Origin of the sequence: Conexibacter stalactiti (assembly GCF_033542075.1) — a bacterium.
In the GTDB taxonomy this organism is placed as follows: domain Bacteria; phylum Actinomycetota; class Thermoleophilia; order Solirubrobacterales; family Solirubrobacteraceae; genus Conexibacter; species Conexibacter stalactiti.
In genome coordinates this window covers 17,113-43,500 of record NZ_JAWSTH010000016.1, presented here as the reverse complement: position 1 = coordinate 43,500, position 26,388 = coordinate 17,113, and the positions used below count along the sequence as shown (strand labels likewise).

The following is a 26,388-nucleotide window of genomic DNA, read 5'->3' as shown; positions in this document are numbered from 1 at the left end:
TCCTACTTTCAGCTGCGCCGATACTCGCCGACCTGCGCCCGAAACGCAAGCGGCCCGGCCACCGCGAGGGTGACCGGGCCGCTGGAAGCGCTGATCTGACGGTCGGTCAGGCGACCTTGAAGGAGCGCACCTTGCTGTGCACGTGGCAGCCTCTGACGCGGCAGTCGATGTGGAAGACCTGCCAGTAGTACGTGCCCGGCGCCTGCATGAACCAGGTCGGGAACGAGTAGTTCTCGGGCTTGTAGACGAAGCCGTACTTGCCCTTCCGTCTCATGCTCGAGAAGGTGCCGCTGCCTCTGGTCTGCTTGAGGTCGCCGCGTCTGTCGAGCTTCTTCGATCTGGAGATCGTGATGTAGACGCTGTAGCGGCGCGAGTTCGGGTCGGTGTCGCGCGCCTTGAAGAGCGGCTGCGAGCCTCTCGCGAGCGTCTTCCCGTTGCCGGGTGCGAGCAGCTGCGGCGATGCCGCGCTGGCCGCCTGTGCCGACGCGAGCAACGCGCCGCCGGCGATCAACGTGGCGAGCAGCGCGAGCGCGAGAGCGCGGACGCGCGTGCTGATTCCTGCCTCCAAGGGAGGACCTCCTGGTGAGTCGTGGGACGAACGACGACCGCCGCGACCCCTGCCTGGGGAAAGCGATCGAAAGCGACCGTTCCCTCACCCTGCATAGGGCGAAACCCTCGCTGTCCGCAAAACCGCGTTTACGCGCCATCGCGGTCGTCTACGCGCGCGAGCAGGCAGCGGCTTGACGGGCGCGCCCTCCACCGGCAGAGTTGAAAGTGGAACGTCCTACTTCTCACAGGAAGGCCGCGTGGACTACGCAACCCTCCGCTATGCCGTCAGCGCCGACGGCGTCGCGACGATCGCGCTCGATCAGCCGGACTCGCGCAACGCGCTCTCCGACGAGCTGCTCGACGACCTGCTCGCGGCATTCTCCACGGCGCGCGACGACGACGCCGTCCGCTGCGTCGTGCTGACCTCGACGCACGACAGAGTCTTCTCCGCCGGCGGCAACCTCGGCGGCTTCGCGGCCGACGTGCCGCTCGCGCACAAGCACGCCGCGATCGGCCGCTTCCCCGCGCTCTTCACGCTGATCGGCCAGCTCGGCAAGCCGACGATCTGCGCCGCCAACGGCCACGTCGTCGCCGGCGCGCTCGGCGTCGCGCTGGCCTGCGACCTGATCGTCGCGAAGGAAGGCGTCACGTTCAGCACGCCGGAGATCAACGTCGGCGTCTTCCCCTTCATGATCATGGCGCTGATCTACCGCAACCTCGGGCGCAAGAAGACGAGCGAGCTGCTGCTGCTGGGCGAGCGGATCGACGCCCACGAGGCGGAGCGGATCGGGATCGTCAACAAGGTCGTGCCGGCGGAGCAGTTCGACGCCGCCGTCGCCGACTGGGCCGGCAAGCTGGCGAGAAAGTCGCCGCTGCTGATGAAGCTCGGCAAGGACGCGATCTACCGCCAGCAGGACATGGCCTTCGAGGAGGCGCTCGACTTCCTCCGCGCCCAGCTCGCGCTCGCCTTCGCGACCGAGGACATCCAGGAGGGCGTCAGAGCCTTCTTCGAGAGACGGGAGCCGCAGTGGACCGGACGGTGAGCAGACCGCCATCGATCCTCCGACCGCTGGTGCAGGAGCTGCACGAGCGGCGCGCCCAGGCGGCCCTCGGCGGCGGCGAGGAGAAGATCGCCAGGCAGCACGCGCAGGAGAAGCTGACCGCGCGCGAGCGCCTCGCACTGCTGATCGACGAGGGGACCTTCACGGAGCTGGGCATCAACGCCGGCATCCACTTCTCCGTCCGCGGCCTGGAGGGCAAGGAGGCACCGGCCGACGGCGTCATCACCGGCTACGGCAAGGTCGACGGCCGCATGGTCGCCGTCTGCGCCTACGACTTCACGGTCATGGCCGGCTCGATGGGGATGACCGGCGAGATCAAGGTGACGCGGCTGCGCGAGCTGGCGCTGAGCAAGCGGATCCCGTTCATCTGGCTGCTCGACTCGGCCGGCGCGCGGATCCAGGAGGCGGTCGGCTCGCTCTTCGCCGGCTCCGGCTACCTCTTCCGCGAAGAGGTCGTGATGAGCGGGGTGATCCCGCAGATCGCCGCGCTGATGGGGCCGTGCGCCGCCGGCACCGCCTACATCCCCGGCCTCGCCGACTTCGTCCCGATGGTCAAGGGGCGCGGCTCGATGGCGCTCGCCGGCCCGCACCTCGTGCGCGCCGCGGTCGGCGAGGACGTGACGCAGGAGGAGCTGGGCGGCTCGCGCGTGCACTGCCGCAAGTCGGGCGTCGGGGACCTCGAGGTCGCCGACGACGAGGAGTGCATCCTGCGCATCAAGCAGTACCTCTCCTACATGCCGCAGCATTGCGAGGCGCCCGTGCCGGTGCGCGCGACCAGCGACCCCGTCGACCGCATGGACGACGACCTGCTCGACGTCCTGCCGGAGTCCAACCGCAAGCCGTACGACATGTACGAGGTGATCCGCCGGATCGTCGACGACGGCGAGTACTTCGACATGAAGCCGCAATGGGCGAAGACGCTGATCACCTGCTTCGCGCGCTTCGGCGGGCGGCCGGTCGGGATCGTCGCCAACCAGCCCAAGCAGCTCGGCGGGATCCTCGACATCGACTCGGCCGACAAGGCCGCGCGCTTCGTCAACCTCTGCAACGCGTACGGGATCCCGCTGCTGTTCCTGCAGGACGTGCCGGGCTTCATGGTCGGCACGAAGGTCGAGTCGCAGGGGATCATCCGCCACGGCGCCAAGATGCTCTACGCCGTCGCCAACGCGACCGTCCCGAAGATCACCGTCGTGATCCGAAAGGCGTACGGCGCCGGCTACTACGTGATGTGCGGCAAGGCCTACGAGCCCGACCTGATCGTCGCCTGGCCGAGCGCTGAGATCTCCGTCATGGGCGCCGAGGGCGCCGTCGAGATCGTGATGCGCAGAGCGGTCGAGGCGGCGGATGACCCGGCCGCCAAGAGAGCGGAGCTGGTCGCCGCGTACAAGAGAATCATCGACGTCTACATCGCCGCCAAGAACGGCATGATCGACGACGTGATCGACCCGCGCGAGACGCGCCCGACGATCATCAGAGCGCTGGAGATGGCCGAGGGCAAGCGCGTCGAACGGCCCTGGAAACGACATGGAGTGGTGCCGGTATGAGCCTCGAGGATCCCGTCATCGTCACCTGCTCGATCTCGGGCGCGATCGCCAACCGCGACCAGTGCGCGGCGATCCCCTACACGCCGGCCGAGTACGCCGCCGAGGCGCGCCGCGCGGTCGACGAGGGCGCGTCGATGATCCACATCCACGCGCGCACGCCCGACGGCACGCCCTCCTACGAGATCGAGGACTTCCGCGCGATCACCGACGCGATCCTGGCCGAGGTCGGCGACGTCGTGATCAACTTCTCGACCGGTGCGCTCGGCGTCTCGCTGGAGAAGCGGATCGCCTACCTGCGCGCGCTCAAGCCCGACGTCGCCGCGCTCAACATGGGCTCGATGAACTACGCGAAGTACTCCAGAAGACGCAGAGACTTCGTCTTCCACACCGTCTTCGAGAACAGCTTCGAGACGATCATCACGCTGCTGCGCGCGATGAACGAGGAGGGGATCAAGCCCGAGCACGAGTGCTTCGACACCGGCCACATCGCCAACCTCGACCCGCTGCTGGACATGGGGATCCTGAGAGCGCCGCTGCAGATCTCCTGCGTGATGGGCGTCACCGGCGGCATCCGCCCGACGGCGCGCAACCTCGCGCACATGGCCGAGAACGTGCCGGGTGGGCCGGACGGTGAGAACGAGTGGGGCGTGATCGGGATCTCGCGCGACCAGTGGACGCTGATCGCGACCGCGCTGACGCTCGGCGGCAACGTGCGCGCCGGCCTCGAGGACAACTTCTATCTGCCGGACGGCACGATGGCGCGCTCCAACGGCGACCTGATCGCGCAGGCGCGGCGGATGGCCGAGGACGTCGGGCGGCGGGTGGCGACGGTGGAGGAGACACGGCAGATGCTGGGAACGCCGAAGCGCGAGCGGGTGGCGGCATGAGCGGTCCGCTGACGGGCCTCAAGGTGCTCGACCTCTCGCGGCTGCTGCCGGGGCCGTTCTGCTCGCTGATGCTGGCCGACCTCGGTGCCGACGTGCTGAAGGTCGAGGACACCGGCATGGGCGACTACGTGCGCTGGTCGCCGCCGTACGTCGAGGGGGTCGAGGAGTCGGCCAGATCTGCGCTCTTCCTCTCGCTCAACCGCAACAAGCGCTCGCTGCGGCTCGACCTCAAGTCCGAGCAGGGCAAGGAGGTGCTGCTCAGGCTGGCGCGCGACGCCGACGTGCTGCTGGAGTCGTTCCGGCCCGGCGTGCTCGACCGTCTCGGCGTCGGCTACGACCGCCTCAGACAGGAGAACCCAGGCCTGGTCTACTGCGCGATCAGCGGCTACGGCCAGGACGGGCCGCTGCGCGACCGCGCCGGCCACGACATGAACTACCTCGGCCTCGGCGGGATGCTGGCGCTGACCGGCGAGGCCGGCGGCCCGCCGGTCCAGAACGCGGGGCAGGTCGCCGACGTCGGCGGCGGCGCGCTGATGGCGGCGATCGGGATCCTCGCCGCGCTGCGCGAGCGCGACCGCTCCGGCGAAGGACAGCTGGTCGACATCTCGATGACCGACGGCGCGCTGTCGTGGCTGGCGATGCTCGCCGCGCAGCAGCTCAACGACCCGTCCGGCGCGCCGCTGCGCCGCGGCGGCCTGCCGTTGTCGGGCTCGCTGCTCTGCTACCGGCCGTACGCCTGCGCCGACGGCTGGGTGACGCTCGGGGCGCTGGAGCCGAAGTTCTGGCAGGCGTGGTGTCGCGGCGTCGGCCGCGAGGACCTGATCGAGCGCCAGTTCGAGACGCCCGGCTCCGACGCCCACCGCGAGGTCGAGGGGATCTTCGCCGCGCGCACGCGCGACCAGTGGCAGGCGTTCGCGGCCGAGCACGACTGCTGCATGGAGCCGCTGCTGGAGCTCGACGAGGCGCTCGACTCCGAGCTGGTGGCCGCGCGTGAGATGGTCGTCGAGCTCGACCAGCCGGGCGCGGTCGAGCCGGTCCGCCTGCTGGGGCTGCCGATCAAGCTCAGCCGCACGCCCGGCGACCCCAACCGCGCGCCCGGACCGGCGCTCGGCGGCGACACCGACGCGGTGCTGGTCGCGGCCGGCTACAGCGAGGAGCAGATCGAGGCGCTGAAGGAGGCCGGTGTCGTCGCCGGGCCGCCCGTCGGCGCGCAGGGGTCGTTCCTTGGCTGAGGCGGCGCCACGCGACGTCGGCCTGCTGAAGATGTCGCAGCTGGCGGAGCGCTCCGGCGTCTCGGCCGGCACGATCAAGCACTACCTGCGCGAGGGGCTGCTCGGCGACCAGGCCGAGGTCGTGCGCACGAGCCGCAACATGGCCTACTACCCGCCCGACTTCGTCGATCGCATCAGGCTGATCAAGCGGCTGCAGGAGGAGCGCTTCATGCCGCTGCGCGTGATCCGCGACGCGCTCCGCGAGGACCCCGCGCGGCTGGAGGCGCTGGTCGAGCTGGAGGACCGCATCCTCGAGCGCGCGGTCGCGCAGGGCGAGCGCACGCGGATCTCGCGCAGAGCGGTGCAGGAGCGCTACGACGTGCCGCGCAACGTGCTGGAGCGGATGGAGCAGATCGGCGTGCTGACGCCGACCGCGCGCGGCTACGACAGCGACGACGTGCAGATCATCGAGGCGATCTCGCGCTTTCGCGCGGGCGGCTTCGAGGAGGCGATCGGCTTCACCGTCTACGACACGATCCGCTACCGCGAGGCGCTGCAGCCGCTGGTCGAGGAGGAGGTCGGGACGCTGCTGCACCGGCTCGCCTCGCGTGTCGACCCCGATCGCGCCGTCGAGATCGTCGCCTCCGGCACCGAGCCGCTGCGCGAGCTGATCGGCGCGGTCCACTCGAAGCTGCTGCTGGAGGAGCTGCGGCGTCAGCGCGACGAGCGCCGCGAGGCGTGATCCGAGCCGGCGCCGGGCGCCGCGAGGCGCGCGTCGCCGCCGCTCACCAGACGGCGGTGTGCTGCTCCATCACGCCGTAGCCGGAGGCGAGCAGGACGCCGCCGGGAAGCGTGCCGCCGAAGGTGCCGAACGGCTGGCGGTAGGAGCTGCGCACGAGCAGCAGGTTCTCGTCGCGCGAGCGGGTCGCCTCGGCGGCGAAGCGCAGGTCGGCGCCGTCGGCGGTCGCGACGGCGGAGAGGTCGTGCGCGAAGGTCGCCGGCGCGGTCTCGACCGGCACGCCGTCGAGCCAGACGGTCCGCTCCGAGCCGCTGACGGGGTCGTTGATCCCGTCGACGAGGTTCCAGGCGGCGCTGCGCCCGTCCGCGGTCGTGCCGACGCCGGCCGACCAGCGCCAGGCGGTGTGGCGGGCGTGGTAGCCGGCGCTGTCGTCGACGACGGCGAGCGCGTCGACGGCATGGGCGACGCCGTCGAGCACGACCTCGCCGTGCGCGCGCACGCCGCCCTGCTTGCGCGTCCAGGCGTAGGCGCCGCCGTGCGGGCAGATCGTCTCGACGCCGTCGACCTCGTCCAGCAGCAGGTCGATCTCGACGCCGCCGTCGCGCACGCGCACCCGCCCGGGTCTGTCCATCGCCAGCTCGACGCCGCCTCTGGAGAGGCGCGTGCGCTCGCGCAGGCGCGCCTCGCAGGCGCGGCTCCAGACGGCCCAGAACGACTGGTGCGCGAGCCCGACGCGGACCGCCCCGACGCACAGCATCAGCTGCTCGCCGTAGACGCCGACGTAGCGCCACTGCTTCAGCGGCCGCGCGCCGCGCCGCACCGGCATTCGGCTCGGCGGCAGCGCGAGCTGGGCGAGCGGCGCCGGTCGCGCCGCGCCGTAGCGGCCGCGGAAGGGGCCGAAGGGGCCGGGTGACACCGCGGTCGCGCCGCCTTCCGGGGTGCCCGCGCCGGCGCGCGCATCGGCGACCACCGGGTCTGAGATCCCGCCGGGCACGACTCGTGGATCGTCGGTCGATGACGCCATGCGCCTGCGGTATCCTTCGCTCTCCGGGATTGACTGACCAGTCAATCTGTACAGCCTTGGAGGATCACCCCACCGTGCGCGCCGCGGCGATCCAGATGAACTCTACTGCGGATCGCGACCGCAACCTGACAGTCGCCGACCGGCTCGTCCGCGCCGCCGCCCGCGACGGCGCGACGCTCGTCGCGCTGCCGGAGAAGTGGAGCGTGCTCGGAACCGCCGAGCAGCTCGCCGCCGGCGCCGAGCCGCTCGACGGCCCGGCGATCTCGTGGGCCCGTGCGACCGCGCGCGAACTGGGGATCGACCTCGTCGCCGGCTCGATCGCCGAGCGCGTCGAAGGTCGCGAGAAGGGCCTCAACACGAGCGTCCACGTCGGCCCCGACGGGGAGCTGCGCGCCGTCTACCGCAAGATCCACCTCTTCGACGTCGAGGTCGCAGGGACCGCGTACCGCGAGTCCGACGGCGAGGACGCGGGGGAGGAGATCGTCACCAGCACGCTCGCCGACGGCACCGAGCTCGGCCTGGCGATCTGTTACGACCTGCGCTTCCCGGAGCTGTTCCGGATCCTCGCGCTGCGCGGCGCCCGTGTTGTGACGCTGCCGTCGGCCTTCACGCTGGCGACGACGCGCGACCACTGGGAGGTGCTGCTGCGCGCCCGCGCGATCGAGAACCAGAGCTTCCTCGTCGCGCCCAACCAGATCGGCGTGCACGGCGACGGCAACCGCTCCGGCGGGCGCTCGATGATCGTCGATCCATGGGGCCTCGTGCTGGCGCTCGCGCCCGACGCCGAGGGCCACGTGATCGCCGACCTCGACCTCGCGCGTCAGGCCGACGTGCGCACGAGACTGCCGTCGCTGGCCAACCGCCGCCCGCGCGCGTACGCGTGGCCGGCCGCCGAGCGGCATGAGGCGGCGGCCTGATGGCCCGCACGCAGGCAGCGGTCGACAAGCGCCGGCTGATCCTCGACGCGGCCGTCCGCGTCTTCGCGCGGCAGGGCTTCCACACCTGCCGCGTCTCCGACATCGCCGACGAGGCGAGAGTCGCCTACGGCCTCGTCTACCACTACTTCAAGAGCAAGGACGAGATCCTCGACACGCTCTTCCTCGAGCGCTGGGACATCCTCCTGCGGGCGATTACCGAGGTCGACACGCAGGAGATCCCGCCGAGGGAGAAGCTCTACGCGATAGCGGGCTTCATCGTCGACTCCTACCGCCACGACCCCGAGCTGATGAAGGTGATCATCGTCGAGGTCACGCGCGCGGCGAACACCTTCGGCCGCACGCACCTGCCGCAGATCCGCCAGGCGTACATCCAGATCGCGGCGATCGTCGACCGCGCGCAGAGAGAGCGGATCTTCCGCAACGACGTCACGCCCGATTTCGCCGCGATGGCCTTCTATGGCGCCGTCGAGCAGGTTCTGACAGGCTGGATCTTCTCGTTGCTCCCGGTCGGTGACAGGGAATACGAGGATGCCAAGACCCTCATCGTCGAAACGATCTGCGGTGGGCTCGAGCGCGTCGAGGGTTAGCGCGAAGCCGCCGGGGAAGCTGATTGAATGCCCGAACTGATGAAGGAAAGCGATCTCGTCAAGCGACTCGTCTGGTCCGGCCTGCTGGCCGGGATCGGCGCGCTCGCCAGCATCGCGACGCAGCGGCTCGCGACGTTCATCTGGGTCCGCGCCTTCGGCGAGGAGCCGCCGGAGTGAGCACCTCCGATCCCGGCGTCCCGCTCGGCGGAGCGCCTGAGGGCGCCGCCGCCGACGCGGAGCCGATCACGACCGTGAGCGTGCCGCTCGGCCCGCCCACCGGCGCCGCCGGTGCCGCGCCGCCGCCGCTGGCGATCCCAGGCCTGCCCCTCGACAGACCCGAGCTGCACGTCGGCGCCGCCTTCCTCGGCGGCTTCGCGCTCGCGACGGTCCTCAAGCGCCTTGCCCGCTGACGAGCCGACACCCAGAAGCGTCGCCCAGGTCATCACCGAGGTCTCGGAGAAGGCCTCGCTGCTGGTGCGCGAGGAGATCGAGCTGGCGAAGGCCGAGATCACCGCCAGACTGACCAAGCTCGTCAAGGGCGCGGTCGTCGGTCTCGCCGCCGGCATTTTCGCGATCGTCGGCCTGCTCTACCTGATAGAGGCCGCCGCCTGGGGCGTCTGGGACGTGAGCGGCTGGGGCGACAACTACTGGTTCGGCTTCCTCGTCGTCGCGCTCGTGCTGTTCCTGCTCGGCGCGCTCGCCGGGGCGCTCGCGTACAAGGCCCTCAAGGCCGGCGCGCCGCCGACGCCCGAGATGGCGATCGACGAGGCGAAGAAGATCAAGGAGACGGTGTCCGCCGCCGGCGACGACACCCCGTCCGTCAGAGGGGGGTCCTGATGCCCGCACCCGCGCGCACACCGGAGCAGATCCGCGCTTCGATCGAGGCCAACCGCAAAGAGCTCGGCGCCTCGCTGGAGTCGCTGCGCGACCAGGTCGAGGAGCTGACCGACTGGCGCAAGCAGCTGGCCGCGAAGCAGAGAGAGGCGATCATCGCCGCCGCGGTCACCGGCTTCGTGCTGGGTGGCGGCGTCGCCGCCGTCGGCGGCATCCTGTTCGGCCGCAAGCGGCGCAAGAAGCGCCGCCGCTAGCTCAGCCTCAGCCGATCAGAATCACGCACTGCAAAGGGCTCGCCGCACGGCGAGCCCTTTTCGTTGGTCGCTTTCGGGTGCCGCCGCCGCCGAGGCTGAGCGCCCCATTCGCCGGCGACGGCGGCAACCGTGTCATCCCGCCTATGAACCGCGCTCGGAGTGCTTGCCGGCTCGGCAGGCGCTCCGGAGGCGATTCACCGGATCGCTGCGCGCATGCCCGGCCGCATGCGGTGATCCGACGCCGTGCGTGCGGCTGCGCGCGCATGGCGGGTCTTGGTCCGCGATATCTGCGGTCCACGAAGCTGCGTCCGGGTCGCCGTCGAGACGGCGACCTGCTGCTGGCCGCGGTCTGCACGTCCCGCGGCGACGGCGATCGCCACGACCAGCGCCGAGATGGCGAGCCATGCGATTGCCACGATTCCGATGATCTGGAGCATCCCCGGTCTCCTGTCGTCTCCCATTCACGCCACGATCGGCTGGCACCCCTGCCGTGCCGACCTTGGCTCCCGGCATCATCCCTCCCCGCTGCCGCCGCTTCGGAAACGCGAAGGTTCCGCATAGGTTTGAGAACGGTATGGCGAAGCGAGCGGGAAGTCAGCGCATCGCCCCGCGACCGCCATCGGCCGGCTTCCCCGCGCCGCCGCTTCAGTGCAGGAAGCGCAGCGGCACGGCGCCGGCGCCCAGCAGCCCCGGCCCGACATGGGTGCCGATGACGGGGCCGACCTCGGAGACGAAGACCGGGTCGGTGCCGAATATCTCGCGCCCGCGCTCGACCAGGCGGGCGCACTCCTGCGGCGCCTGGATGTGCTGGATCACCCAGCCGTCGGCGCCCTCGTCCTTGCGCGTGCGGAGGTAGTCGACGAGCCGCTCGAAGGCGCGCCCGGACGTCCGCACGCGCTCGACCGGCGTGATCTCGGTCTCCAGCGTCAGGATCGGCTTGATCTTCAGCGCCGAGCCCAGCCAGGCCTGCGCGGTGCCGATGCGGCCGCCGCGGCGCAGGAACTCGAGCGTGTCGATCGCGAACCACATCTTCAGCGCCGCGCGCGCCTCGCGCGCGTGCGCGACGACCTGCTCAGCCGGGATCCCGCGCACCGCCGCGGCGTGGGCGGCGAGCACGACGAGGCCTTGGCCGCCGCAGGCGCTCTCGGAGTCGAGCACGTGCACCCGCTCGGCCCGCTCACCGAGCTGCTCGCGTGCCTGCTGCGCGGCGCTCACCGTGCCGGAGATGCCGCCGGCGAGGTGGATCGAGACGATCTCGCGGCCGGCGTCGAGCAGCGGCTCATAGACGGCGAGGAAGTCGCCGATCGACGGCTGCGAGGTCGTCGGCAGCGTCGGCGTCGTGGCGAGGTGGTCGTAGTAGCGGCCGAAGTCCGGCAGCGCCGACTCGCGGTCCTCGCGCCCCGCCCAGTGGACGTAGAGGCTGACCTCGTGGATGCCGCGCGCGGCGACCAGCTGGCGCGGGAGGTAGTGGCAGGTGTCGGTGACGATCGCGACGGGCGCCATGCCGGCGCACCCTAGTCGATCCCAGCATCACACCGTGCGGTTCGTCACACTTCGTGAATGGTGAGCAGGTGACGACGCTCCACCGCTGTCCGACGCCGACCGACTGGCTGTGTCCCTGCGGTCGCGTGGCGCGGGCGCTGCGGCGAGCGGGGATCGCCTACGAGGAGGTGCGTGTGCCCTATCGCCGCGCCCACCGCCAGCAGGTGCTGGAGCTGACCGGCCAGGCGCGCGTGCCGGTGCTCGAACTGGACGGCGAGGCGGTCTGCGACTCGCACCGCATCGTCGAGCTGCTGGCATGGCGCGCCGGCGCCACACACGCCCTTCAGGAATGACCACTATGGTGCCGCGCATGTTCGTCCGCGCCCTCGCCGCGACAGTGCTCGCGGCCGCCGTCGCAGCGCCGCCGGCCTTCGCCAGAGACCCGATCGTGCCGCTCTCCGACGTCCACCGCGGCATGACGTGCACGGCGAGAACCGTCGTGCAGGGGACCGCGATCACGACCTTCGGCGTCGAGGTGCTCGACGTCGTCGCCGATCTCGACGGCAGCGGCCCGCGGATCCTCGTGCGCGTCAGCGGCGACGCCGTCGCCGGCAGCGGGATCGCCTCCGGCTTCTCCGGCTCGCCCGTCTACTGCGCCGGTCGCGACGGGCAGATCGGCAACGCCGGCGCCGTCTCGGCGACCGTCGGCCAGTACGGCAACGACGTCGGCCTCGTGACGCCGATCGAGCAGATGCTCGGGCTGCCGGTCAAGCCCCCGTCGGGGGCGCGCACGCTCTCGAAGGCGACGGCCGCAAGCGTCAGAGCAGTCGCCGCGCCGCTGACGATCAGCGGCCTCACGCCGGCGCTCGGCAAGGCCGTCGAGCGCTCGGCGCGCGCCCAGGGGCGCACGCTCGTCGCCGCCCCGGCCGGCCCGCTCGGGACGTTCGCGCCGCAGCCGCTGGTGCCGGGCGCCTCGATGGGCGCCGCCTACTCCAGCGGTGCGCTCGCGCTGAGCGCGATCGGCACCGTCACCTACCGCGACGGCAACGCGCTGTGGGGCTTCGGTCATCAGTTCGACGGTGTCGGCCGGCGTGCGCTGGCGTTGCAGGACGCCTACGTCTTCGCCGTGATCGACAACCCGCTCGACACGAGCGAATCGACCTCCTACAAGCTCGCGGCGCCCGGCCACGCGCTCGGGGTGCTCTCCAACGACGCCTCCGCGGCGGTCGTCGGCAGCGTCGGCGGCAGAGCGCCGACGGTCCCGGTCACCGTCACGGTGCGCGACCGGGACCGCGACAGAACGGTCCGCCAGAGAACGCTCGTCGCCGACGAGTCGTCGGTCGGCGATCCGCTCGGCCACGGCCTGCTGCCGACGCTCGCGCCGCTCGCCGTGATGCAGGCGATGACCGTCGCCTTCCAGGGCGCGCCCGCGCGCGAGAGCGGCAGGCTGTGCCTGACCGTGCGGCTGCGCGAGTCGAAGCAGCCGCTGCGCTTCTGCAACCGCTACGTCGTCAACGGCTCCGACACCGCCGGTGTGCCCGGCCTCGCGCTGGCGATGGGAACCGACGTGACGGCGGCGCTCGACGCGATCGACAGCGCCCGCTTCGCCGCGCTGCACGTCACCAGCGTGAACGCCGACGTCTCGTTCGAGCGCGGGCTGCGGCTGGCGACGATCCGCTCGGTGAGCGGGCCGCGCACGGTCAAGCGCGGCCAGCGCGTGCGCCTGACCGCGCGCGTGCGCGAGGACCGCGGGCCGCTGCTGAGCATCCCGCTGACCGTCACGATCCCGCGCGACGCGCCGCTCGGCGAGCGCGAGCTGGCGCTCGCCGGCAAGGCGCTCGACGCGACCGGCGGCGACGGCGAGGGAATCACGATCGTGCTCGACGTCGGCGAGGGCGACGGCAGCGGTGCCGGCGGCGGCGCGCAGACGCTCGCCGAGGTCCAGGCCGGCTTCATGGCGGTGCAGCGCTGGGACGGCGTCAGCGGCCGGATCGGCAAGGCGCGCTGGCGCGCGGCGCGCAACGACGAGCTGCGGATCGACGGCCGCGGCGCGCTGACGGTGCGCGTCGCGAGAGGGTAGGGCGGCACACGCCTCGCGCGCCGCGAGCGGCGCCGCCCGCGCGAGCGGCGCTGACGGCGGCGGCGCCTGACGGCGCCGCCGCGCGTTGCCTCAGCTGAGGCGGTTCTCGATCGACAGCGGGGCGCTGCCGGCGGCATCGGCCGCCGGTGGCTCCGGCGCGGTCGCCGGCTCGACGCCGAGCACCTCGGCCAGCTCGCCGCTCTCGTACATCTCGGCGACGATGTCGGCGCCGCCGACCAGCTCGCCTCTGACGAACAGCTGCGGGATCGTCGGCCACTGCGACAGCGCCGACAGCTCCTGGCGGATGCGCGGGTCGGGCAGGATGTCGACGGCCGCGAACGGCGCGTCGAGCGACTGCAGGGCAGCCGCGGTGCGCGCCGAGAAGCCGCACATCGGCTGCTCCGGCGTGCCCTTCATGAACAGGATGACCGGGTTGTCGGCGATCGCTTCTCTGATCGCGTCCCGGAGCGGATTGGTCTCTTCGCTCACGATGAAGTCCTCACTGGAGCCTTGGTCTGCAGGGCGAGCGCGTGGATCGTGCCGCCGAGCTCACCCTCGAACACGTCGTAGACGAGCCGGTGCTGCGCGATCCGGCTCAGCCCCTCGAACTGGGGGGCGACGACGACGGCCTGGAAGTGCTGCCCGTCGTCGCCGGTCACCTCCGCGGAGGAGCCGGGGATCGCCGCCTCGATGCGCTGCTTCAGCTCTTCCTTGGTCGCCATTGGCCCTAGAGTAGCGATGCTGGTCGCTGGTCCGAGGGGTCGCTACACTGAATGAAGTGATGGGGGCGCGCTCAAGCGCTCCCAGGTTCAGAGCCGCAAGCGAACCCGACGGAGACGCAGATGATCACGCTCACCGACAAAGGCGCCGAGAAGGTCCACGAGTTTCTCGCATCACAGGGCGATGCGGTCGAGACGGCCGGACTGCGCGTCGGCGTGCGCGGCGGCGGCTGCTCGGGCTTCCAGTACGCGCTCGCCTTCGACCAGGAGCGCGACGGCGACGTCGTCTTCGAGGACAGAGGGATCCGCCTGCTCGTCGACAAGCCGAGCCTGCCGTACGTCAGCGGCTCGGTGATCGACTACGTCGACGAGATGCAGGGCGCCGGCTTCAAGGTCGACAACCCCAACGTCGTCGCGGCCTGCGGCTGCGGCTCCTCCTTCCGCGTGGCGGAGGAGGAAGAGGTCTCCGCGGTCTGACGCGGAGCGCTCTCAGGCCCGTTGGCGCATGAGAGCTCTGTAAAGGTTCGGCTAACCCCAGCCGATCACTCCGAGATACGCGATAGCATCCTGCCGCGATGCGCATAGCCCTGGTCTCACCGTATTCGTGGACCTATCCGGGCGGCGTCACTCGGCACATCGAGGCCCTCGCCGAGTCATTTCTGACCGACGGCCACGACGTGCGTGTGTTGGCTCCCTTCGATCCCGACGATCGCCGGACACGGTTGCTGCACAGAGGCGCTGCTCCCCAGCAGCGTCCTGTCCCTGACTACCTGATCCCGCTCGGCGGCACGATCGGCTTCAACGCCAACGGCGCCGTCTCCAACCTGACGGCGACGCCGTCGGGGGTGCTGAAGATGCGCAACGAGCTGCGCGCCGGCGGCTTCGACGTCGTCCACCTGCACGAGCCGGTCGCGCCGACGCTGTGCTGGGACGCCTGCGCCAGCGCCAACGCGCCGCTGGTCGGCACCTTCCACGCGTACTCGACCAACCGCATCACCAACAACGTCGCCAACGTGCTCGGCGCGCGGCGGATGCTCAACCACCTGCACGTGCGGATCGCGGTCTCGGAAGCGGCGGCGTGGACGGCGCAGCGGTTCTACGGCGGCCGCTACCGGATCATCCCCAACGGCGTGGCGGTGCCGGACCTCGGCGCGCCGAAGACGCCGTCGGACAGGCTGCGGGTCGCCTTCGTCGGCCAGGCGGTCGAGCGCAAGGGGCTGCCCGTGCTGCTGCGCGCCTTCGAGGCGCTGCGCGAGCACATCCCCGTCGAGCTGACGGTCGTCGGGGCGAACCGCTCCGAGGTCGAGCCGCTGCTGCTCGACGATCGCGGCATCACCGTGCTCGGCCGCGTCGACGACGACGAGAAGCGCCGTGTGCTGGAGCGGGCCGACGTGCTGTGCGCGCCGTCGCTCGGCGGCGAGAGCTTCGGGATGGTGCTGACGGAGGCGTTCGCGGCCGGCACGCCGGTCGTCGCCTCCGACATCGCCGGCTACCGCGACGTCGTGCGCGACGGGCTCGACGGCGTGCTCGTGCCGCGCGGCGACGCGACCGCACTCGCCGAGACGCTGCGCGACCTCTGGCTCGACCCCAGACGGCGCGCCGCGATGGGCGTCGCCGCCGCCGCGCACGCGCAGCGGTTCGCCTGGCCGCGCGTCTCGGCCGAGGTCGTCGGCGCCTACCAGGACGCGATCGAGACGCCGTCGCCGCGCACGACCGCCGAGCGGATCGGCGTGCGGATCGGGACCGTGCCGGCCGACATGCAGCCGAAGATCGCCGCCCAGCGCAAGCTGCCGAGCATCGAGCCGCCGGCGCCGGCCGGCAGCAGCAGCAGCCGCCGTCCCGTGCTCGCGCTCGTGCGCAAGGTCGTGATGGCGCTGCTGGCGCTTGCCGTCCTCGCCGGCACGGTGCTCGCGTTCAGACGGATCGGCGTCGACAAGGTCGGCTCGGCGCTGCTCGACTCCAGCCCGCCGTGGGTGCTGGCGGGGCTCGGGATCATGTGTCTCTCGATGGCCGTTCGCGCCGTCGCCTGGGAGGCGATCCTGAAGGCCGCGCTGCCGGACGCGCGCGTGCGCCTGCGCGACGCGATGCAGGGCACCTTCATCGGCGTGCTGATGTCGGCGACGCTGCCGGCCCGCCTCGGCGAGCCGTCGCGCGCGCTGATCGTCGCGCGCCGCACCGGCCGCCCGCGCGAGCACTTCCCGATCGTGCTCGGCACGATCGTCTCGCAGACGCTGCTGAACATCCTCGCGCTCGTGCTGCTGGGGATCGTGACGCTGTCGTCGGTGAAGATCTTCAAGGGCCACCAGGACGCGCTCGTCGTCGCGACGATCGCGCCGCTGGTGCTGCTCGCGATCGTGCTGATCGCGCCCCCGCTGCTGAGCGCCGCACGCCACACCCGCTTCTCGAAGCTGCAGGAGCTGACCGGCAGAGCGCGCCGGGCGCTCGCGCGCGTGCGCGACGGCCTCGCGGTCTTCCGCCAGCCGCGCCTCGGCGCCGTCGCGCTGTTCGCGCAGCTCGGCGCCTGGGTGCTGCAGTGGATCTCCTGTTACGTGCTGCTCGTCGCCTTCGGGCTCGACGACCAGGCCGGGATCGGGGCCGCGGCGGCGGTCCTGTTCGCCGTCAACGTGACGGCCGTGCTGCCGGCGACGCCGTCGAACCTCGGCATCTTCCAGGCCGCCTGCGTCGTCGTGCTCAGCAACGGCTACGGCGTCTCGCACGCCGACGCGCTCGGCTACGGCATCGTCCTGCAGGCGGTCGAGATCGCGACGGCGGTGCTGATGGGCATGCCCGCGCTGCTGAAGGAGGGGCTGTCCTGGAAGGACGTCCGCCTGCGCGCGATGCAGACCTCGCCGGTCAAGCTGAAGGCGCAGCCGCGCCACGGCTCGGCGACGCAGGGCAGCGCCGCCGAAGCCTGAGCCGCGCGCGGCAGCGCGCTGCGGCTCAGCCTGGAACGACGAACGGCCGCCCCCGGAGGGACGGCCGTTCGTCGAGGCGGGGGAGGAGCGGCTGGCGCTAACGCGCGGCGGCGTCGGCGGCCGGCGCCGCCACCTCGGCCTCGATCGCGCCCTCGCGCGGATCGCCGTCGAGCGCGCCGACGTCGATCAGGCTCGGGTCCTTGTCGCTGCCGGCGATGATCTCGTCCGGCGCCTTCTCCTTCGGCAGGAATCCGCTTCTCATGCCGAAGTAGACAGCCTGCGGGTGGTGGGCGACGATCGCGACCGTCGACTGCTCGGGCTCGACGGCGTAGCCGCCGGAGAGCCGCATCCCGATCGACTGCGCGTCGAGCAGGTCGAAGACCTTCTCGTGCTCGGACTGGTCGGGGCAGGCGGGGTAGCCCCACGAGTAGCGGCGGCCCTGGTCGAGGTCGATCCCGAGATCGCTGCGCGCTCTCGCGTGGACCCACTCGGCCATGCCCTCGGCCGTCTGGACGCCGAGGCCGTGCACGAACAGCTGCTCGGCGAACTCGCCGTCGGCCTCCAGTCTCGCCATCAGCTCGGTGACCTCGTCGCCGGCGGTCACGACCTGCAGCGCGCAGACGTCGCGCTCGCCGCTGCTGAGCGGGCGGTAGAGGTCCGCGAGGCAGATGCGGTCGTGCTTGGGCTGACGTGGGAAGACGAGCCGGTGCAGCTCTCTGTCCTGGTCCTCGGGGTCGAAGACGATCAGCTCGTTGCCCTCGCTGTTGCAGGGGAAGTAGCCGAGCTTCGCGCGCGGGTGCAGGTAGGTCTGCTCGCGCCACATCCGCTCCAGGCGCGGCATGAAGTTGTCCCGCAGCAGCTCGGTCCAGGCGTCGCCCTTGACGCCGCGGCCGCCCCAGTGGAGCTTGAAGAGGACGTGCGTGTCGAGGTGGTGCCAGACCTCGTCGAGCGGCACCTCGACCTCGCGCACGCCCCACCACGGCGGGGTCGGGACCGGCAGGTCGGTGCGCGCGGCCGAGCGGACGGAGTCGTCGGTGACCGGCGGCGCGTCGTCGACCACGACGACCTTCTCGCGCAGTCTCTTCGCCGCCGCGCGGGTCAGCTCGACCAGCTCGGCGCGGGCCGCGTCGTCGACGATCTGGTCCATCTTCGCGAGGCCCTCGAAGGCGTCCTTGCAGAAGAAGACGCCGGGGGCGTACACCTCGTCGCTCTCTCTCCCGTGCGGGTAGAGCGCGCGCAGGCCGAAGTCTCTGTTGATCGCGGCGCCGCCGATCAGGACCGGGTAGGGCAGCTCACGCTGGTGCAGCTCCTGGACGGCGAGCGGCATCTGCTTCGAGGTCGAGACGAGCAGCGCGGAGAGGCCGATCGCGTCGGCTCTGTGCTCCTGCGCCGCCTCGAGGATCGTCGAGACCGGGACCTGCTTGCCGAGGTCGACGACGGTGTAGCCGTTGTTCGTCAGGATCGTGTTGACGAGCGACTTGCCGATGTCGTGGACGTCGCCGAAGACGGTCGCGAGCACGACCGTGCCCTTCGTGTAGCCCTCGAGCCGGTCGAGGTAGTTCTCCAGCCGCGCGACGGCCTTCTTCATCACCTCGGCGCTCTGCAGCACGAACGGCAGGATCAGCTCGCCGGCGCCGAACTTGTCGCCGACCTCCTTCATCGCCGGCAGCAGCACGCCGTTCAGCGTCGGGACGGCGCCGATCTTGTCGACCGACTTGTCGATCCAGTCCTCGACGCCCTCCTTCTTGCGGCGCAGGATGTGGAAGTGCAGCGCCTCCTCGGGCTCCATCCCGGCGGTCGGGTCGGCAGCCTCGTCCTCGCTCGACTCGCCCTTCTCCTCGAAGTGCTCGATGAAGCGCTGGGTCGCGTCGTCGCGGCGGTTGAAGACGAGGTCGTCGGCCAGTTCGCGCTCGTTCTCGGGGATCTCCGAGTACGGCGTGACGTCCTTCGGGTGCACCATCGCGAGGTCGAGGCCGGCCTCGACGCAGTGGTGCATGAAGACCGAGTTCAAGACCTCGCGGGCCGCTCTGCCGAAGCCGAAGGAGACGTTCGAGACGCCGAGCGAGGTCAGCACGCCGGGCAGCTGCGCCTTGATCTCGCGGATGCCCTCGATCGTCTCGACGGCCGAGTCCTTGAACTCGTCCGAGCCGGTCGCGAGCGTGAAGGTGAGCGCGTCGAAGATCAGCAGCTCGGCCGGCAGGCCGTGCTCCTCGACGACGTACTGATGGATCCGCTTGGCGACGTCCACCTTGCGCTGGCGCGTCTTCGCCATCGACTCCTCGTCGATCGTAAGCGCGATCAGCGCGGCGCCGTGCTCGATGCAGAGCGGCGTGACGAGGTCGAGCTTGTCGCGCCCAGCCTCGAGGTTGACGGAGTTGACGATGCCGCGACCGGGGATGTGCTCGAGCGCCGCCTTCATCACGTCGGGCTCGGTCGTGTCGATCTGGATCGGCGCCGGCAGCGACAGCGAGACGCGCTTGACGAGCTCGCTCATCTGCTCGGCCTCGTCCTGGCGCTCGGTCAGCGCGACGCAGATGTCGAGCACGTGGGCGCCGAGCTCGACCTGGTTCTCGGCGATCGCGAGCAGGCCGTCGTAGTCGTCGGCGAGCAGCAGCTCCTTCGCCTTGCGCGAGCCCTGCGAGTTGACGCGCTCGCCGACGATCGTCGGGCGCGGCTCCTGCGCCAGCGTCGTCGCGGCGATCATCGAGGAGACGTGCGCCGGCCGCGCGGCCGGGCGCGGCTGCACCGCGCTGCCGCGGACGGCGTCGGCGATCGCCTTGATGTGCTGCGGGTTGGTGCCGCAGCAGCCGCCGACGATCGAGATGCCGTAGCGGTCGACGAACTCCTTCAGCGTCTTCGCCAGCGGCTCCGGCTTCTCCGGGAAGATCGTCTCGCCGTCGGGTCCCTGCAGCGGCAGGCCGGCGTTGGGGATGCAGTGGACGGGCAGGGGGGAGAACTCGCCGAGAAAGCGGATCGCGTCGCGCATGTCCTCGGGGCCGGTCGAGCAGTTGAGCCCGATCGCCTGCACGTCGAGCGCGGTCAGCGTCGTCAGCACCGCCGAGATGTCGGTGCCGAGCAGCATCTTGCCGCCGTTGGGCAGCAGCGAGACGGAGACCTGGATCGGCAGCGTCTTGCCGGTCGCCTTGAACGCCTCGCGCGCGCCGAAGATCGACGCCTTCACCTCGAGGATGTCCTGCGCCGTCTCGATCATCAGCAGGTCGGCGCCGCCCTCGATCAGGCCGGTCGCCTGCTCGCTGAAGACCTCGACCAGTCTGCCGAAGGAGATGTTGCCGAGCGTCGGGTCGTCGGAGGCGGGGAGGAAGCCGGTCGGGCCGATCGAGCCGGCGACGAAGCGCGACTCGCCGGCCGCCTTGCGCGCGATCTCGGCGCCTCTGCGGTTGATCTCCAGCGTGTGCTCGCCGAGGCCCCACTCCTCGAGCTTCAGCCGCGACGCCTGGAAGGTGTCGGTCTCGACGACGTCGGCGCCGGCGTCGAGCATCGACGCGTGCACGCCCTCGATCACGTCCGGGCGGTTGAGGATCAGCGCCTCGTGGCACTTGCCCTGCAGTCCGCCGTAGTCCTCCGAGGTCAGCTCGAACTGCTCGAGCGTGGCGCCCATGCCTCCGTCGAAGACGACGACACGGCTGCGGATGGCATCGAGGTAGTCACGCATCGCTCGATCCTACCAAGGCTCGCCCCAACCTTGACACGCTCGTGCCAAGGTTGGGGTCGGCCCGCGGGGACGGCCTCAGTTGAAGGCGTACTGCTCGTATTCGGCGACGTTGTCCTGCGTCACCGTCGCGGCCGGGACGACGATCTGGCGCGGCACCTCCGGCGGCACCAGCTCCGGGAAGCCCTCGCCGAGCGCGATCAGGCGCGCCATGTTGACCGCCGACGCGGCCATGTTCGGGTTGTAGAGGAAGGTCGCGGCGTAGAGCCCGCCCTCTCTGATCTGATCCATCGCGTCCTGCGAGCCGCCGACGCCGGTCAGGAACATCTCGTCCTGGCGATCGGCGTTGCGGATCGCCTGCACGACGCCCTGCGCCATGTCGTCGTCGTGCGTGTAGACGGCGTCGATTCTGTCCTGCGCCTGCAGGATCGTCTCCATCACTCTCAGGCCGGTGTCGGGGTTGAAGTCGCCCGGCTGTCTGGCGACGATCTCGACGCCGCCGTCGGGGCAGGCCTTTCTGAGTTGGTCGGAGAACCCTCTCGAGCGCTCCTCGGTGACGGAGATGCCGGCGAGCCCCTGGATCTCGACGACGTTGCCGTCGCATCTCAGTCTGTCGGCGATGTAGTCGGCCGCCAGCACGCCGATCTGGTAGTTGTCGCCGAGGATCGTCGCGGTCGCGGCGTCGGGCGCCGTGAAGAGGCGGTCGACGTTGATCACCGGGATCCCGGCCGCCTCCGCTCTCTGCGCGACCGGCGTCAGCGCCGCGCCGTCCTGCGGCAGCACGACGAGCGCGTCCGGTCTGTCCGGGATCACCTGCTCGATCTGCTGCGCCTGCGAGTCGGCGTCGGCCGCTTCCAGCAGACGGAAGTCGACGTCGTCGTATCTGTCGGCCTGCGCCTGCGCGTTCTTGGAGATCGCGCCGAGCCAGCCGTGGTCGGTCGGCGGCACGCTCGCGACGATCGTGACCGGTCCGCCACTCCCGCCCGTCTCGGCTGCCGCTCCCGCCGTGGTCGTCGTCTCGACGGCCGCGTTGGTCGCGCCGCCGCCGTCGTCATCGTTGTTGCTGTCGCCGCCGCACGCGGCGGCGCCGAACGTGAGCAGAGCCGCGACGGAGATCGCGGCCAATGGTCGCTTGAGCGACATGTCCCCTCCTCCTGCTGTGGTTTTCGACGTTCACAGCCGCGCTTCCGGCCGCTGCAGCAGCACCGCGCCGAGCACGATCGCGCCCTTCACGACCTGCTGCACCTCAGTCGACAGGTCCAACTGCGTCATCAAGCTGAAGATCAGCGCGAACGTCAGCACCCCGAGGAAGGTGCCGCCGATCGTCGCTCGCCCGCCCGCAAGGCTCGTGCCGCCGATCACGACGGCGCCGATCGCGTCGAGCTCGTAGAGATTGCCGCTGACCGGCGAGGCGCTGCCCAGCCGCGCGCACAGCAGCACGGCGGCGACGCCGGCGAGCAGCCCCGACATCACGTAGACGCTGAGGATCGTCCGCCGCACCGGCACGCCGGCGATCCGCGCCGCCTCGCGATTGCCGCCGACGGCGACGACGTAGCGGCCGTAACGGGTGCGATTGAGCACCAGCCAGCCGGCGATCACGATCCCGAGGAAGACGAAGACCGAGATCGGGATCCCCGCGATCCGCCCGGTGCCGAACCACAGCAGCGAGAAGGGGGCGGGGTCGCCGAAGGAGCCGCCGTTGAGGTCGAGCAGGCCGACCGGCAGCTTGTCGTTGAGCAGCAGCGCGACCCCACGCGCGATCGAGAACATCGCGAGCGTCGCGATGAACGGCACGACGCGGCCGTAGGCGATCGCGATCGCGTTGACCGAGCCGAGCAGCGTCGCGAAGCCGACCGCGCCGAGGATGAAGACGAGCGTCGAGCCCTCGGGGTCGACGAGGATGCCGCCGAACATGCCGGCGGCGGCGACCATCGAGCCGACCGAGAGGTCGATCCCGGCGGTCGCGATCACGAACGTCATGCCGATCGCGAGCACCCCGACGACGCTCGCCTGCGTCAGCATGTTGCGGACGTTGTCCCACGTCGGGAAGGTGTCCGGCTTCAGGATCGAGCCGGCGACGAACAGCGCGATCACCACGAGCACGAGCGCGTACTCCTGCAGTTGCAGCCCCGCGACCCGTCTCCTCAACAGCGCGCCGGTCCCGGCTTCTCGCTCCTCTGGCGGCTCGACAGACGTCGTCATCTGACCTCCTCGATCAGGTCGGCCGAATCGGTCGGCGCGACGGCATGGCGCAGCAGCTCGCGCTCGCTCGCGCGCTCGCCGTCGACCTCGAAGACCGCCTCGCCCTCGCGCATCACGACGATGCGGCTGCAGATGCCGACCAGCTCGCCCAGCTCGGAGGAGACGACCAGCACGGCGACGCCCGCGGCCGCGAGGTCGACGATCACGCGGTACAGCTCCGCCTTCGTCGCGACGTCGACGCCGCGCGTCGGCTCGTCGAGCAGCAGCACGCGGCAGCGGTGCAGCAGCCAGCGCGCGAGCACGACCTTCTGCTGGTTGCCGCCCGAAAGCTCGCGCACGATCCGGTCGGGGTCGTCGGGCACCGTCTGCAGCCGACGCAGCTGGTCGCGCGCCGCCGCGCGCTCGGCGCGGACGTTCAGCAGGCCGCGCTCGAAGCGGGTGAGGTCGGCGAGGCTGACGTTCTTCGTCTGGCTCCAGCCGAGCAGCAGCCCCTGCGACTTGCGGTCCTCCGGCGCCAGCCCGAGGCCGGCCGCGATCATGCGGTCGGGGCGGCCGGGCGGCTGCACTCTGCCGTCGATCCGCACCTCGCCGGCGTCGGGCCGGTCGAGGCCGTAGATCATCCGCAGCAGCTCGGTGCGGCCGGAGCCGACGAGGCCGCCGAGGCCGAGCACCTCGCCGGCCCGCACCTGCAGGCTGACGGAGCGGACGGCCGGCAGCCGCCGCAGCTCGCGCACGTCGAGCACGACGTCGCCGGCCGTGCGCGGGCGGTCGGGGTAGAGCTGCTGCGGCGCACCTCCGACCATCAGCTCGACGAGGCGGTCGGTCGACGTGTCGGCGGGCAGGCCGGTCGCGGCGGTGCGGCCGTCGGAGAGGACCGTGACGCGATCGCCGATGCGGCGGATCTCGTCGAGGCGGTGCGAGATGTAGATCACCGCGACGCCGTCGGCGGTCAGCCGCCGCACGACCTCGAACAGCGTCTCGATCTCGCCGTCGTCGAGGATCGCGGAGGGCTCGTCCATGATCAGCAGGCGCACGTCGTGCGAGAGCGCGCGGGCGATCGAGACGATCTGCTGCGCGGCCGGCCGCAGCTCGCCGACGCGCTTGCGCGGGTCGATCGACTCGTGGCCGAGGCGGGTCAGCAGCGCGGCCGCGTCGCGACGCATCCGCTCGAGGTCGAGGAAGGGGCCGCGGCGCGGCTCGTGCGCGAGGAAGACGCTCTGCGCGACCGTCAGCTGCTCGACCAGGTCGAGCTCCTGGTAGATCGTCGCGACGCCGCGCCGCAGCGAGGCGGCCGGATTGCCGACCGGCAGCGGCTCGCCGTCGAGCAGGATCTCCCCGGCCGTCGGCGCGACCGCGCCGGCGACGCACTTGATCAGCGTCGACTTGCCCGCGCCGTTGGGGCCGAGCAGGCAGTGGACCTCGCCGCGCTGGACCTCGAAGTCGACGCCGCTGAGCGCGCGCACGCCCGGGTACTCCTTCACGAGGCCGCGGACGGCGAGCGTCGGCGCCGCCATCTCAGCCGACCACCAGCGGTCGCAGCGTGCGGTGGGCGATCTCCAGACCCTGCTCGACCTTCCGCGGCGTGCCGCCCCAGACCGGGTCCTCGTGCTCGACCGAGAGCGCGCCGTCGAAGCCGCCCTCGTAGAGCGTGTCGACGTAGCGGCGGAAGTCGACGGCGCCCAGCCCCGGGATGCGGTAGCGCCACCAGCCCATCTCCCACGGCTGCTCGCCGCGCGTCGCGACGCGGCCGAAGAAGCCGTAGCGGTCGCGCTGCGCGGGGAAGGTCTCGGCGTCCTTCGCGTGCGCGTGGATGACGCGCTCGACGTACGGTCTCAGCGCGGCGATCGGATCGATCCCGAGCCACAGCAGGTGGGAGGGGTCGAAGTTGAGGAAGAGCCCCAGCTCGAACATCCACTCCCACAGCTCCGGCGAGTAGGCGAGGTTGCCAGGGCCGCCGTCGGGATGCCAGCCCTCCATCACGCAGTTCTCGATCATCAGCCGCACGCCGCGCTCGGCGGCGTAGTCGACCAGCGGCGGCAGCACGCGCTCGGCCTCGCGCAGGTTGTCGAGCACGCTGCGGCCGGGGTCGCGGCCGACGAAGGTCCCGACCGGGACGCCGCCGAGAGCTGCCGCGGCGTCGATGCAGGCGCGCACGTGCGCGTGGATCGCGGCGCGCTCCTGCGGGTCGGGATGGAGGTTGTTGTCGTAGTAGGCCAGCGCCGAGAGCGACAGGCCGTTGTCGGCCAGCGCGGCGCCGACGCGCTCGCGCTCGCGCGCGTCGAAGGCGTCGGCGGCGAGGTGGGAGGCGGTGAAGGGGCGGTCGCCGAGCGTCGGCCAGGCCGCCAGCTCGAGCGTCTCGTAGCCGTGCGCGCCGGCCCACTGCGCGACCGCCTCCAGCGGCCGCTCCGGCATGCAGGCCGTGAGGAAGCCCAGTCTCACGCGTGCGCCTCCGCACTCCGCGGGCTGGGCACGTCGGTCCACGCTCCACCGGCGGCTGCCGAGGAGAGCACGGCCTCGGTGATCTGGACGGCGCGCCGCCCGTCGGCGAACAGCGGCAGCCCGTCGGGCGCCTCGCCGCTGCGGATCGCCGCGTAGGCGTCGGCGACGAAGGCGTCGAAGCAGCTGGCGTAGCCCTGGGGGTGACCGGCCGGGAGCGTGGCGAGGCGGGCCGCGGCGGGGGAGAGCACTGCGGCGTCGCGCTGCAGCAGTGCGATGGCGTCGCGCTGGCCGCGCCACAGCTGCTCGGGCTGCTCCTGGTCGAAGACGAGCGTCTCCTCGCCCGCGTCCCACTCGATCCAGAGACGGTTCTTGCGGCCGGGGGAGACCTGGCTGACGACGACGCTTCCGAGCGCGCCGCGGTCGGTCTCGAACTGCACCAGCGCGACGTCCTCGGTGTCGACCGGTCGCTGCGCGCCGCCGCCCTCGCCATCGCCGCTGGCGCCGCGCGCGAAGGCCGGGCGGCCACCACCCTCGCTGCGCTGTGGCACGACCGTCGCGGTGCGCGCGCTGAGGCGGGCGATGCGGTGCCCGGATGCGAACTCGGCGAGGTCGCACCAGTGCGAGCCGATGTCGGCGAAGGCGCGCGAGCGACCGCCGAGCGCACGCTGCACGCGCCAGTTGTCGTCGGCGGGCAGCGAGAGCCAGTCCTGCAGGTACGTGCCGTGCAGCAGCCGCAGCGGGCCGCTGCGACCGTCGCGCAGCCGCTCGCGCGCCTCGCGCACCATCGGGTAGTAGCGGTAGACGAACGGCACCGTCCCCCACAGCGCGCGGCTCGCGGCTTGCTCGACGAGCGTGCTCGCGCCGGCGTCGTCGAGCGCGAGCGGCTTCTCGCAGACGACGTGCTTGCCGGCCTCCAGCGCCGCCTGCGCGAGCGGCACATGGAGGTGGTTGGGTGCGCAGACGTGGACGACGTCGACGTCGTCGGCGACGACCAGCTCCTCCGCGGAGGCGCAGGCGCGGGCCGCGCCGAGGCGGCTCGCGGCGGCGCGCGCCGACGCTTCCGACGACGCCGCGACGGCGGTGACGCGTCCGCCCGCGAGCAGCGCCGAGCGGGCGTGGACGGCGCCGATGAAGCCCGCGCCGACGATGCCGGCGCGGAGCGGTGCTCCTCCTCCACTCACAGGTTCGACGATCCCACAGACTTTTGACTTAAGTCAAGGCAAAAGATGGTGTGAAATCAGACAGGAGTGAAG

At 71.5% G+C, this 26,388-nt stretch carries 27 protein-coding genes; 15 read left to right on the top strand and 12 right to left on the bottom strand.

The genetic code is table 11. The features are described 5' to 3' along the window. Positions 1-106 precede the first annotated feature (106 nt). On the bottom strand, positions 107-568 hold the full coding sequence (locus R7226_RS08620) for a hypothetical protein (RefSeq protein WP_318596666.1): 462 nt from the start codon (positions 566-568) through the stop codon (positions 107-109). Positions 569-806: 238 nt separating this feature from the next. Between R7226_RS08620 and R7226_RS08615 the strand changes: the two genes are divergently transcribed. From R7226_RS08615 to R7226_RS08595, 5 genes are read left to right on the top strand one after another with little or no spacing between them, the layout of a single operon-like run. Continuing rightward, positions 807-1,592: an enoyl-CoA hydratase/isomerase family protein gene (locus R7226_RS08615; protein ID WP_318596665.1), complete on the top strand. Its 786-nt coding sequence runs from the start codon at positions 807-809 to the stop codon at positions 1,590-1,592. Continuing rightward, the gene (locus tag R7226_RS08610) at positions 1,589-3,154 is read left to right on the top strand and encodes an acyl-CoA carboxylase subunit beta (protein WP_318596664.1); all 1,566 of its coding nucleotides are present in this window, start codon (positions 1,589-1,591) and stop codon (positions 3,152-3,154) included. Before R7226_RS08615 ends, R7226_RS08610 begins: the two co-directional genes overlap by 4 nt. Further along, entirely contained in the window at positions 3,151-4,041 is an 891-nt protein-coding gene (locus tag R7226_RS08605; protein ID WP_318596663.1) for a BKACE family enzyme, read from the top strand. The genes R7226_RS08610 and R7226_RS08605 overlap by 4 nt, the downstream gene beginning before the upstream one ends. Next, positions 4,038-5,273: a CaiB/BaiF CoA transferase family protein gene (locus tag R7226_RS08600; RefSeq protein WP_318596662.1), complete on the top strand. Its 1,236-nt coding sequence runs from the start codon at positions 4,038-4,040 to the stop codon at positions 5,271-5,273. The genes R7226_RS08605 and R7226_RS08600 overlap by 4 nt, the downstream gene beginning before the upstream one ends. Next, entirely contained in the window at positions 5,266-5,994 is a 729-nt protein-coding gene (locus R7226_RS08595; protein ID WP_318596661.1) for a MerR family transcriptional regulator, read from the top strand. The genes R7226_RS08600 and R7226_RS08595 overlap by 8 nt, the downstream gene beginning before the upstream one ends. Positions 5,995-6,037: 43 nt before the next feature. On the opposite strand, the gene R7226_RS08590 is transcribed toward R7226_RS08595, so the two are convergent. After that, positions 6,038-7,015, bottom strand: a complete 978-nt coding sequence (locus tag R7226_RS08590; protein ID WP_318596660.1) for a DUF2804 family protein — start codon at positions 7,013-7,015, stop codon at positions 6,038-6,040. Between the two features lie 74 nt (positions 7,016-7,089). On the opposite strand from R7226_RS08590, the gene R7226_RS08585 reads away from it, so the two are divergent. From R7226_RS08585 to R7226_RS08560, 6 genes are read left to right on the top strand one after another with little or no spacing between them, the layout of a single operon-like run. Then, positions 7,090-7,932 (top strand): carbon-nitrogen hydrolase family protein, encoded by an 843-nt coding sequence (locus tag R7226_RS08585; RefSeq protein WP_318596659.1) that lies wholly within the window; start codon positions 7,090-7,092, stop codon positions 7,930-7,932. Continuing rightward, positions 7,932-8,540: a TetR/AcrR family transcriptional regulator gene (locus tag R7226_RS08580; protein WP_318596658.1), complete on the top strand. Its 609-nt coding sequence runs from the start codon at positions 7,932-7,934 to the stop codon at positions 8,538-8,540. The genes R7226_RS08585 and R7226_RS08580 overlap by 1 nt, the downstream gene beginning before the upstream one ends. Before the next feature lie 39 nt (positions 8,541-8,579). Continuing rightward, positions 8,580-8,717, top strand: coding sequence for a hypothetical protein (locus R7226_RS08575; RefSeq protein ID WP_318596657.1), 138 nt, complete (start codon positions 8,580-8,582; stop codon positions 8,715-8,717). Then, positions 8,714-8,950 carry a hypothetical protein gene (locus tag R7226_RS08570; protein ID WP_318596656.1) on the top strand — a complete coding sequence of 79 codons (237 nt, stop codon included), beginning with the start codon at positions 8,714-8,716 and terminating at the stop codon, positions 8,948-8,950. The genes R7226_RS08575 and R7226_RS08570 overlap by 4 nt, the downstream gene beginning before the upstream one ends. Then, positions 8,940-9,377 carry a phage holin family protein gene (locus R7226_RS08565; RefSeq protein ID WP_318596655.1) on the top strand — a complete coding sequence of 146 codons (438 nt, stop codon included), beginning with the start codon at positions 8,940-8,942 and terminating at the stop codon, positions 9,375-9,377. Before R7226_RS08570 ends, R7226_RS08565 begins: the two co-directional genes overlap by 11 nt. Continuing rightward, a complete protein-coding gene (locus R7226_RS08560) occupies positions 9,377-9,628 on the top strand; it encodes a DUF3618 domain-containing protein (RefSeq protein WP_318596654.1) in 252 nt (83 codons plus the stop codon). The genes R7226_RS08565 and R7226_RS08560 overlap by 1 nt, the downstream gene beginning before the upstream one ends. 194 nt (positions 9,629-9,822) lie before the next feature. Here the strand turns inward: R7226_RS08560 and R7226_RS08555 are convergent, their stop codons facing one another. Together R7226_RS08555 and R7226_RS08550 are read right to left on the bottom strand one after the other, a co-directional pair. Then, on the bottom strand, positions 9,823-10,065 hold the full coding sequence (locus R7226_RS08555) for a hypothetical protein (RefSeq protein WP_318596653.1): 243 nt from the start codon (positions 10,063-10,065) through the stop codon (positions 9,823-9,825). A 208-nt stretch (positions 10,066-10,273) separates the two neighbouring features. Next, complete coding sequence (locus R7226_RS08550; protein WP_318596652.1) at positions 10,274-11,131, bottom strand: DegV family protein; 858 nt, start codon at positions 11,129-11,131, stop codon at positions 10,274-10,276. 68 nt (positions 11,132-11,199) lie between these two features. Between R7226_RS08550 and R7226_RS08545 the strand changes: the two genes are divergently transcribed. Then, positions 11,200-11,463 (top strand): glutathione S-transferase N-terminal domain-containing protein, encoded by a 264-nt coding sequence (locus tag R7226_RS08545; protein WP_318596651.1) that lies wholly within the window; start codon positions 11,200-11,202, stop codon positions 11,461-11,463. A 17-nt stretch (positions 11,464-11,480) separates the two neighbouring features. Next, the gene (locus tag R7226_RS08540) at positions 11,481-13,190 is read left to right on the top strand and encodes a hypothetical protein (RefSeq protein ID WP_318596650.1); all 1,710 of its coding nucleotides are present in this window, start codon (positions 11,481-11,483) and stop codon (positions 13,188-13,190) included. Between the two features lie 90 nt (positions 13,191-13,280). On the opposite strand, the gene grxD is transcribed toward R7226_RS08540, so the two are convergent. Both grxD and R7226_RS08530 read right to left on the bottom strand, forming a co-directional pair. Beyond that, positions 13,281-13,679: a Grx4 family monothiol glutaredoxin gene (gene grxD / locus R7226_RS08535; RefSeq protein ID WP_318596649.1), complete on the bottom strand. Its 399-nt coding sequence runs from the start codon at positions 13,677-13,679 to the stop codon at positions 13,281-13,283. Then, on the bottom strand, positions 13,676-13,912 hold the full coding sequence (locus R7226_RS08530; RefSeq protein ID WP_318596648.1) for a BolA family transcriptional regulator: 237 nt from the start codon (positions 13,910-13,912) through the stop codon (positions 13,676-13,678). The genes grxD and R7226_RS08530 overlap by 4 nt, the downstream gene beginning before the upstream one ends. 120 nt (positions 13,913-14,032) lie before the next feature. On the opposite strand from R7226_RS08530, the gene R7226_RS08525 reads away from it, so the two are divergent. After that, positions 14,033-14,386 (top strand): HesB/IscA family protein, encoded by a 354-nt coding sequence (locus R7226_RS08525; protein WP_318596647.1) that lies wholly within the window; start codon positions 14,033-14,035, stop codon positions 14,384-14,386. 98 nt (positions 14,387-14,484) lie between these two features. Beyond that, positions 14,485-16,824: a flippase-like domain-containing protein gene (locus tag R7226_RS08520; RefSeq protein ID WP_318596646.1), complete on the top strand. Its 2,340-nt coding sequence runs from the start codon at positions 14,485-14,487 to the stop codon at positions 16,822-16,824. Positions 16,825-16,921: 97 nt separating this feature from the next. Here R7226_RS08520 and metH read toward each other — a convergent pair whose 3' ends face one another. The 6 genes from metH to R7226_RS08490 all read right to left on the bottom strand — a co-directional run bounded on the left by metH (position 16,922) and on the right by R7226_RS08490 (position 26,316). Further along, on the bottom strand, positions 16,922-20,497 hold the full coding sequence (gene metH, locus R7226_RS08515) for a methionine synthase (protein ID WP_318596645.1): 3,576 nt from the start codon (positions 20,495-20,497) through the stop codon (positions 16,922-16,924). A 75-nt stretch (positions 20,498-20,572) separates the two neighbouring features. Further along, positions 20,573-21,637, bottom strand: a complete 1,065-nt coding sequence (locus R7226_RS08510) for a substrate-binding domain-containing protein (RefSeq protein WP_318596644.1) — start codon at positions 21,635-21,637, stop codon at positions 20,573-20,575. A 30-nt stretch (positions 21,638-21,667) separates the two neighbouring features. Then, on the bottom strand, positions 21,668-22,696 hold the full coding sequence (locus R7226_RS08505; RefSeq protein WP_318596643.1) for an ABC transporter permease: 1,029 nt from the start codon (positions 22,694-22,696) through the stop codon (positions 21,668-21,670). Further along, positions 22,693-24,210 (bottom strand): sugar ABC transporter ATP-binding protein, encoded by a 1,518-nt coding sequence (locus R7226_RS08500; protein ID WP_318596642.1) that lies wholly within the window; start codon positions 24,208-24,210, stop codon positions 22,693-22,695. The genes R7226_RS08505 and R7226_RS08500 overlap by 4 nt, the downstream gene beginning before the upstream one ends. Before the next feature lies 1 nt (position 24,211). Then, complete coding sequence (locus R7226_RS08495) at positions 24,212-25,135, bottom strand: sugar phosphate isomerase/epimerase family protein (protein WP_318596641.1); 924 nt, start codon at positions 25,133-25,135, stop codon at positions 24,212-24,214. Next, positions 25,132-26,316, bottom strand: coding sequence for a Gfo/Idh/MocA family protein (locus R7226_RS08490; RefSeq protein WP_318596640.1), 1,185 nt, complete (start codon positions 26,314-26,316; stop codon positions 25,132-25,134). Before R7226_RS08490 ends, R7226_RS08495 begins: the two co-directional genes overlap by 4 nt. Positions 26,317-26,388 lie beyond the last annotated feature (72 nt).

Bases quoted from the DNA above. Each gene is read 5' to 3' on its own strand.
- R7226_RS08605 (WP_318596663.1), top strand. From the start codon at position 3,151: ATGAGCCTCGAGGATCCCGTCATCGTCACCTGCTCGATCTCGGGCGCG.
- R7226_RS08600 (WP_318596662.1), top strand. From the start codon at position 4,038: ATGAGCGGTCCGCTGACGGGCCTCAAGGTGCTCGACCTCTCGCGGCTG.
- R7226_RS08590 (WP_318596660.1), bottom strand. From the start codon at position 7,015: ATGGCGTCATCGACCGACGATCCACGAGTCGTGCCCGGCGGGATCTCA.
- R7226_RS08580 (WP_318596658.1), top strand. From the start codon at position 7,932: ATGGCCCGCACGCAGGCAGCGGTCGACAAGCGCCGGCTGATCCTCGAC.
- R7226_RS08575 (WP_318596657.1), top strand. From the start codon at position 8,580: ATGAAGGAAAGCGATCTCGTCAAGCGACTCGTCTGGTCCGGCCTGCTG.
- R7226_RS08560 (WP_318596654.1), top strand. From the start codon at position 9,377: ATGCCCGCACCCGCGCGCACACCGGAGCAGATCCGCGCTTCGATCGAG.
- R7226_RS08555 (WP_318596653.1), bottom strand. From the start codon at position 10,065: ATGCTCCAGATCATCGGAATCGTGGCAATCGCATGGCTCGCCATCTCG.
- R7226_RS08550 (WP_318596652.1), bottom strand. From the start codon at position 11,131: ATGGCGCCCGTCGCGATCGTCACCGACACCTGCCACTACCTCCCGCGC.
- R7226_RS08540 (WP_318596650.1), top strand. From the start codon at position 11,481: ATGTTCGTCCGCGCCCTCGCCGCGACAGTGCTCGCGGCCGCCGTCGCA.
- R7226_RS08530 (WP_318596648.1), bottom strand. From the start codon at position 13,912: ATGGCGACCAAGGAAGAGCTGAAGCAGCGCATCGAGGCGGCGATCCCC.
- R7226_RS08525 (WP_318596647.1), top strand. From the start codon at position 14,033: ATGATCACGCTCACCGACAAAGGCGCCGAGAAGGTCCACGAGTTTCTC.
- R7226_RS08520 (WP_318596646.1), top strand. From the start codon at position 14,485: ATGCGCATAGCCCTGGTCTCACCGTATTCGTGGACCTATCCGGGCGGC.
- metH (WP_318596645.1), bottom strand. From the start codon at position 20,497: ATGCGTGACTACCTCGATGCCATCCGCAGCCGTGTCGTCGTCTTCGAC.
- R7226_RS08510 (WP_318596644.1), bottom strand. From the start codon at position 21,637: ATGTCGCTCAAGCGACCATTGGCCGCGATCTCCGTCGCGGCTCTGCTC.
- R7226_RS08505 (WP_318596643.1), bottom strand. From the start codon at position 22,696: ATGACGACGTCTGTCGAGCCGCCAGAGGAGCGAGAAGCCGGGACCGGC.
- R7226_RS08500 (WP_318596642.1), bottom strand. From the start codon at position 24,210: ATGGCGGCGCCGACGCTCGCCGTCCGCGGCCTCGTGAAGGAGTACCCG.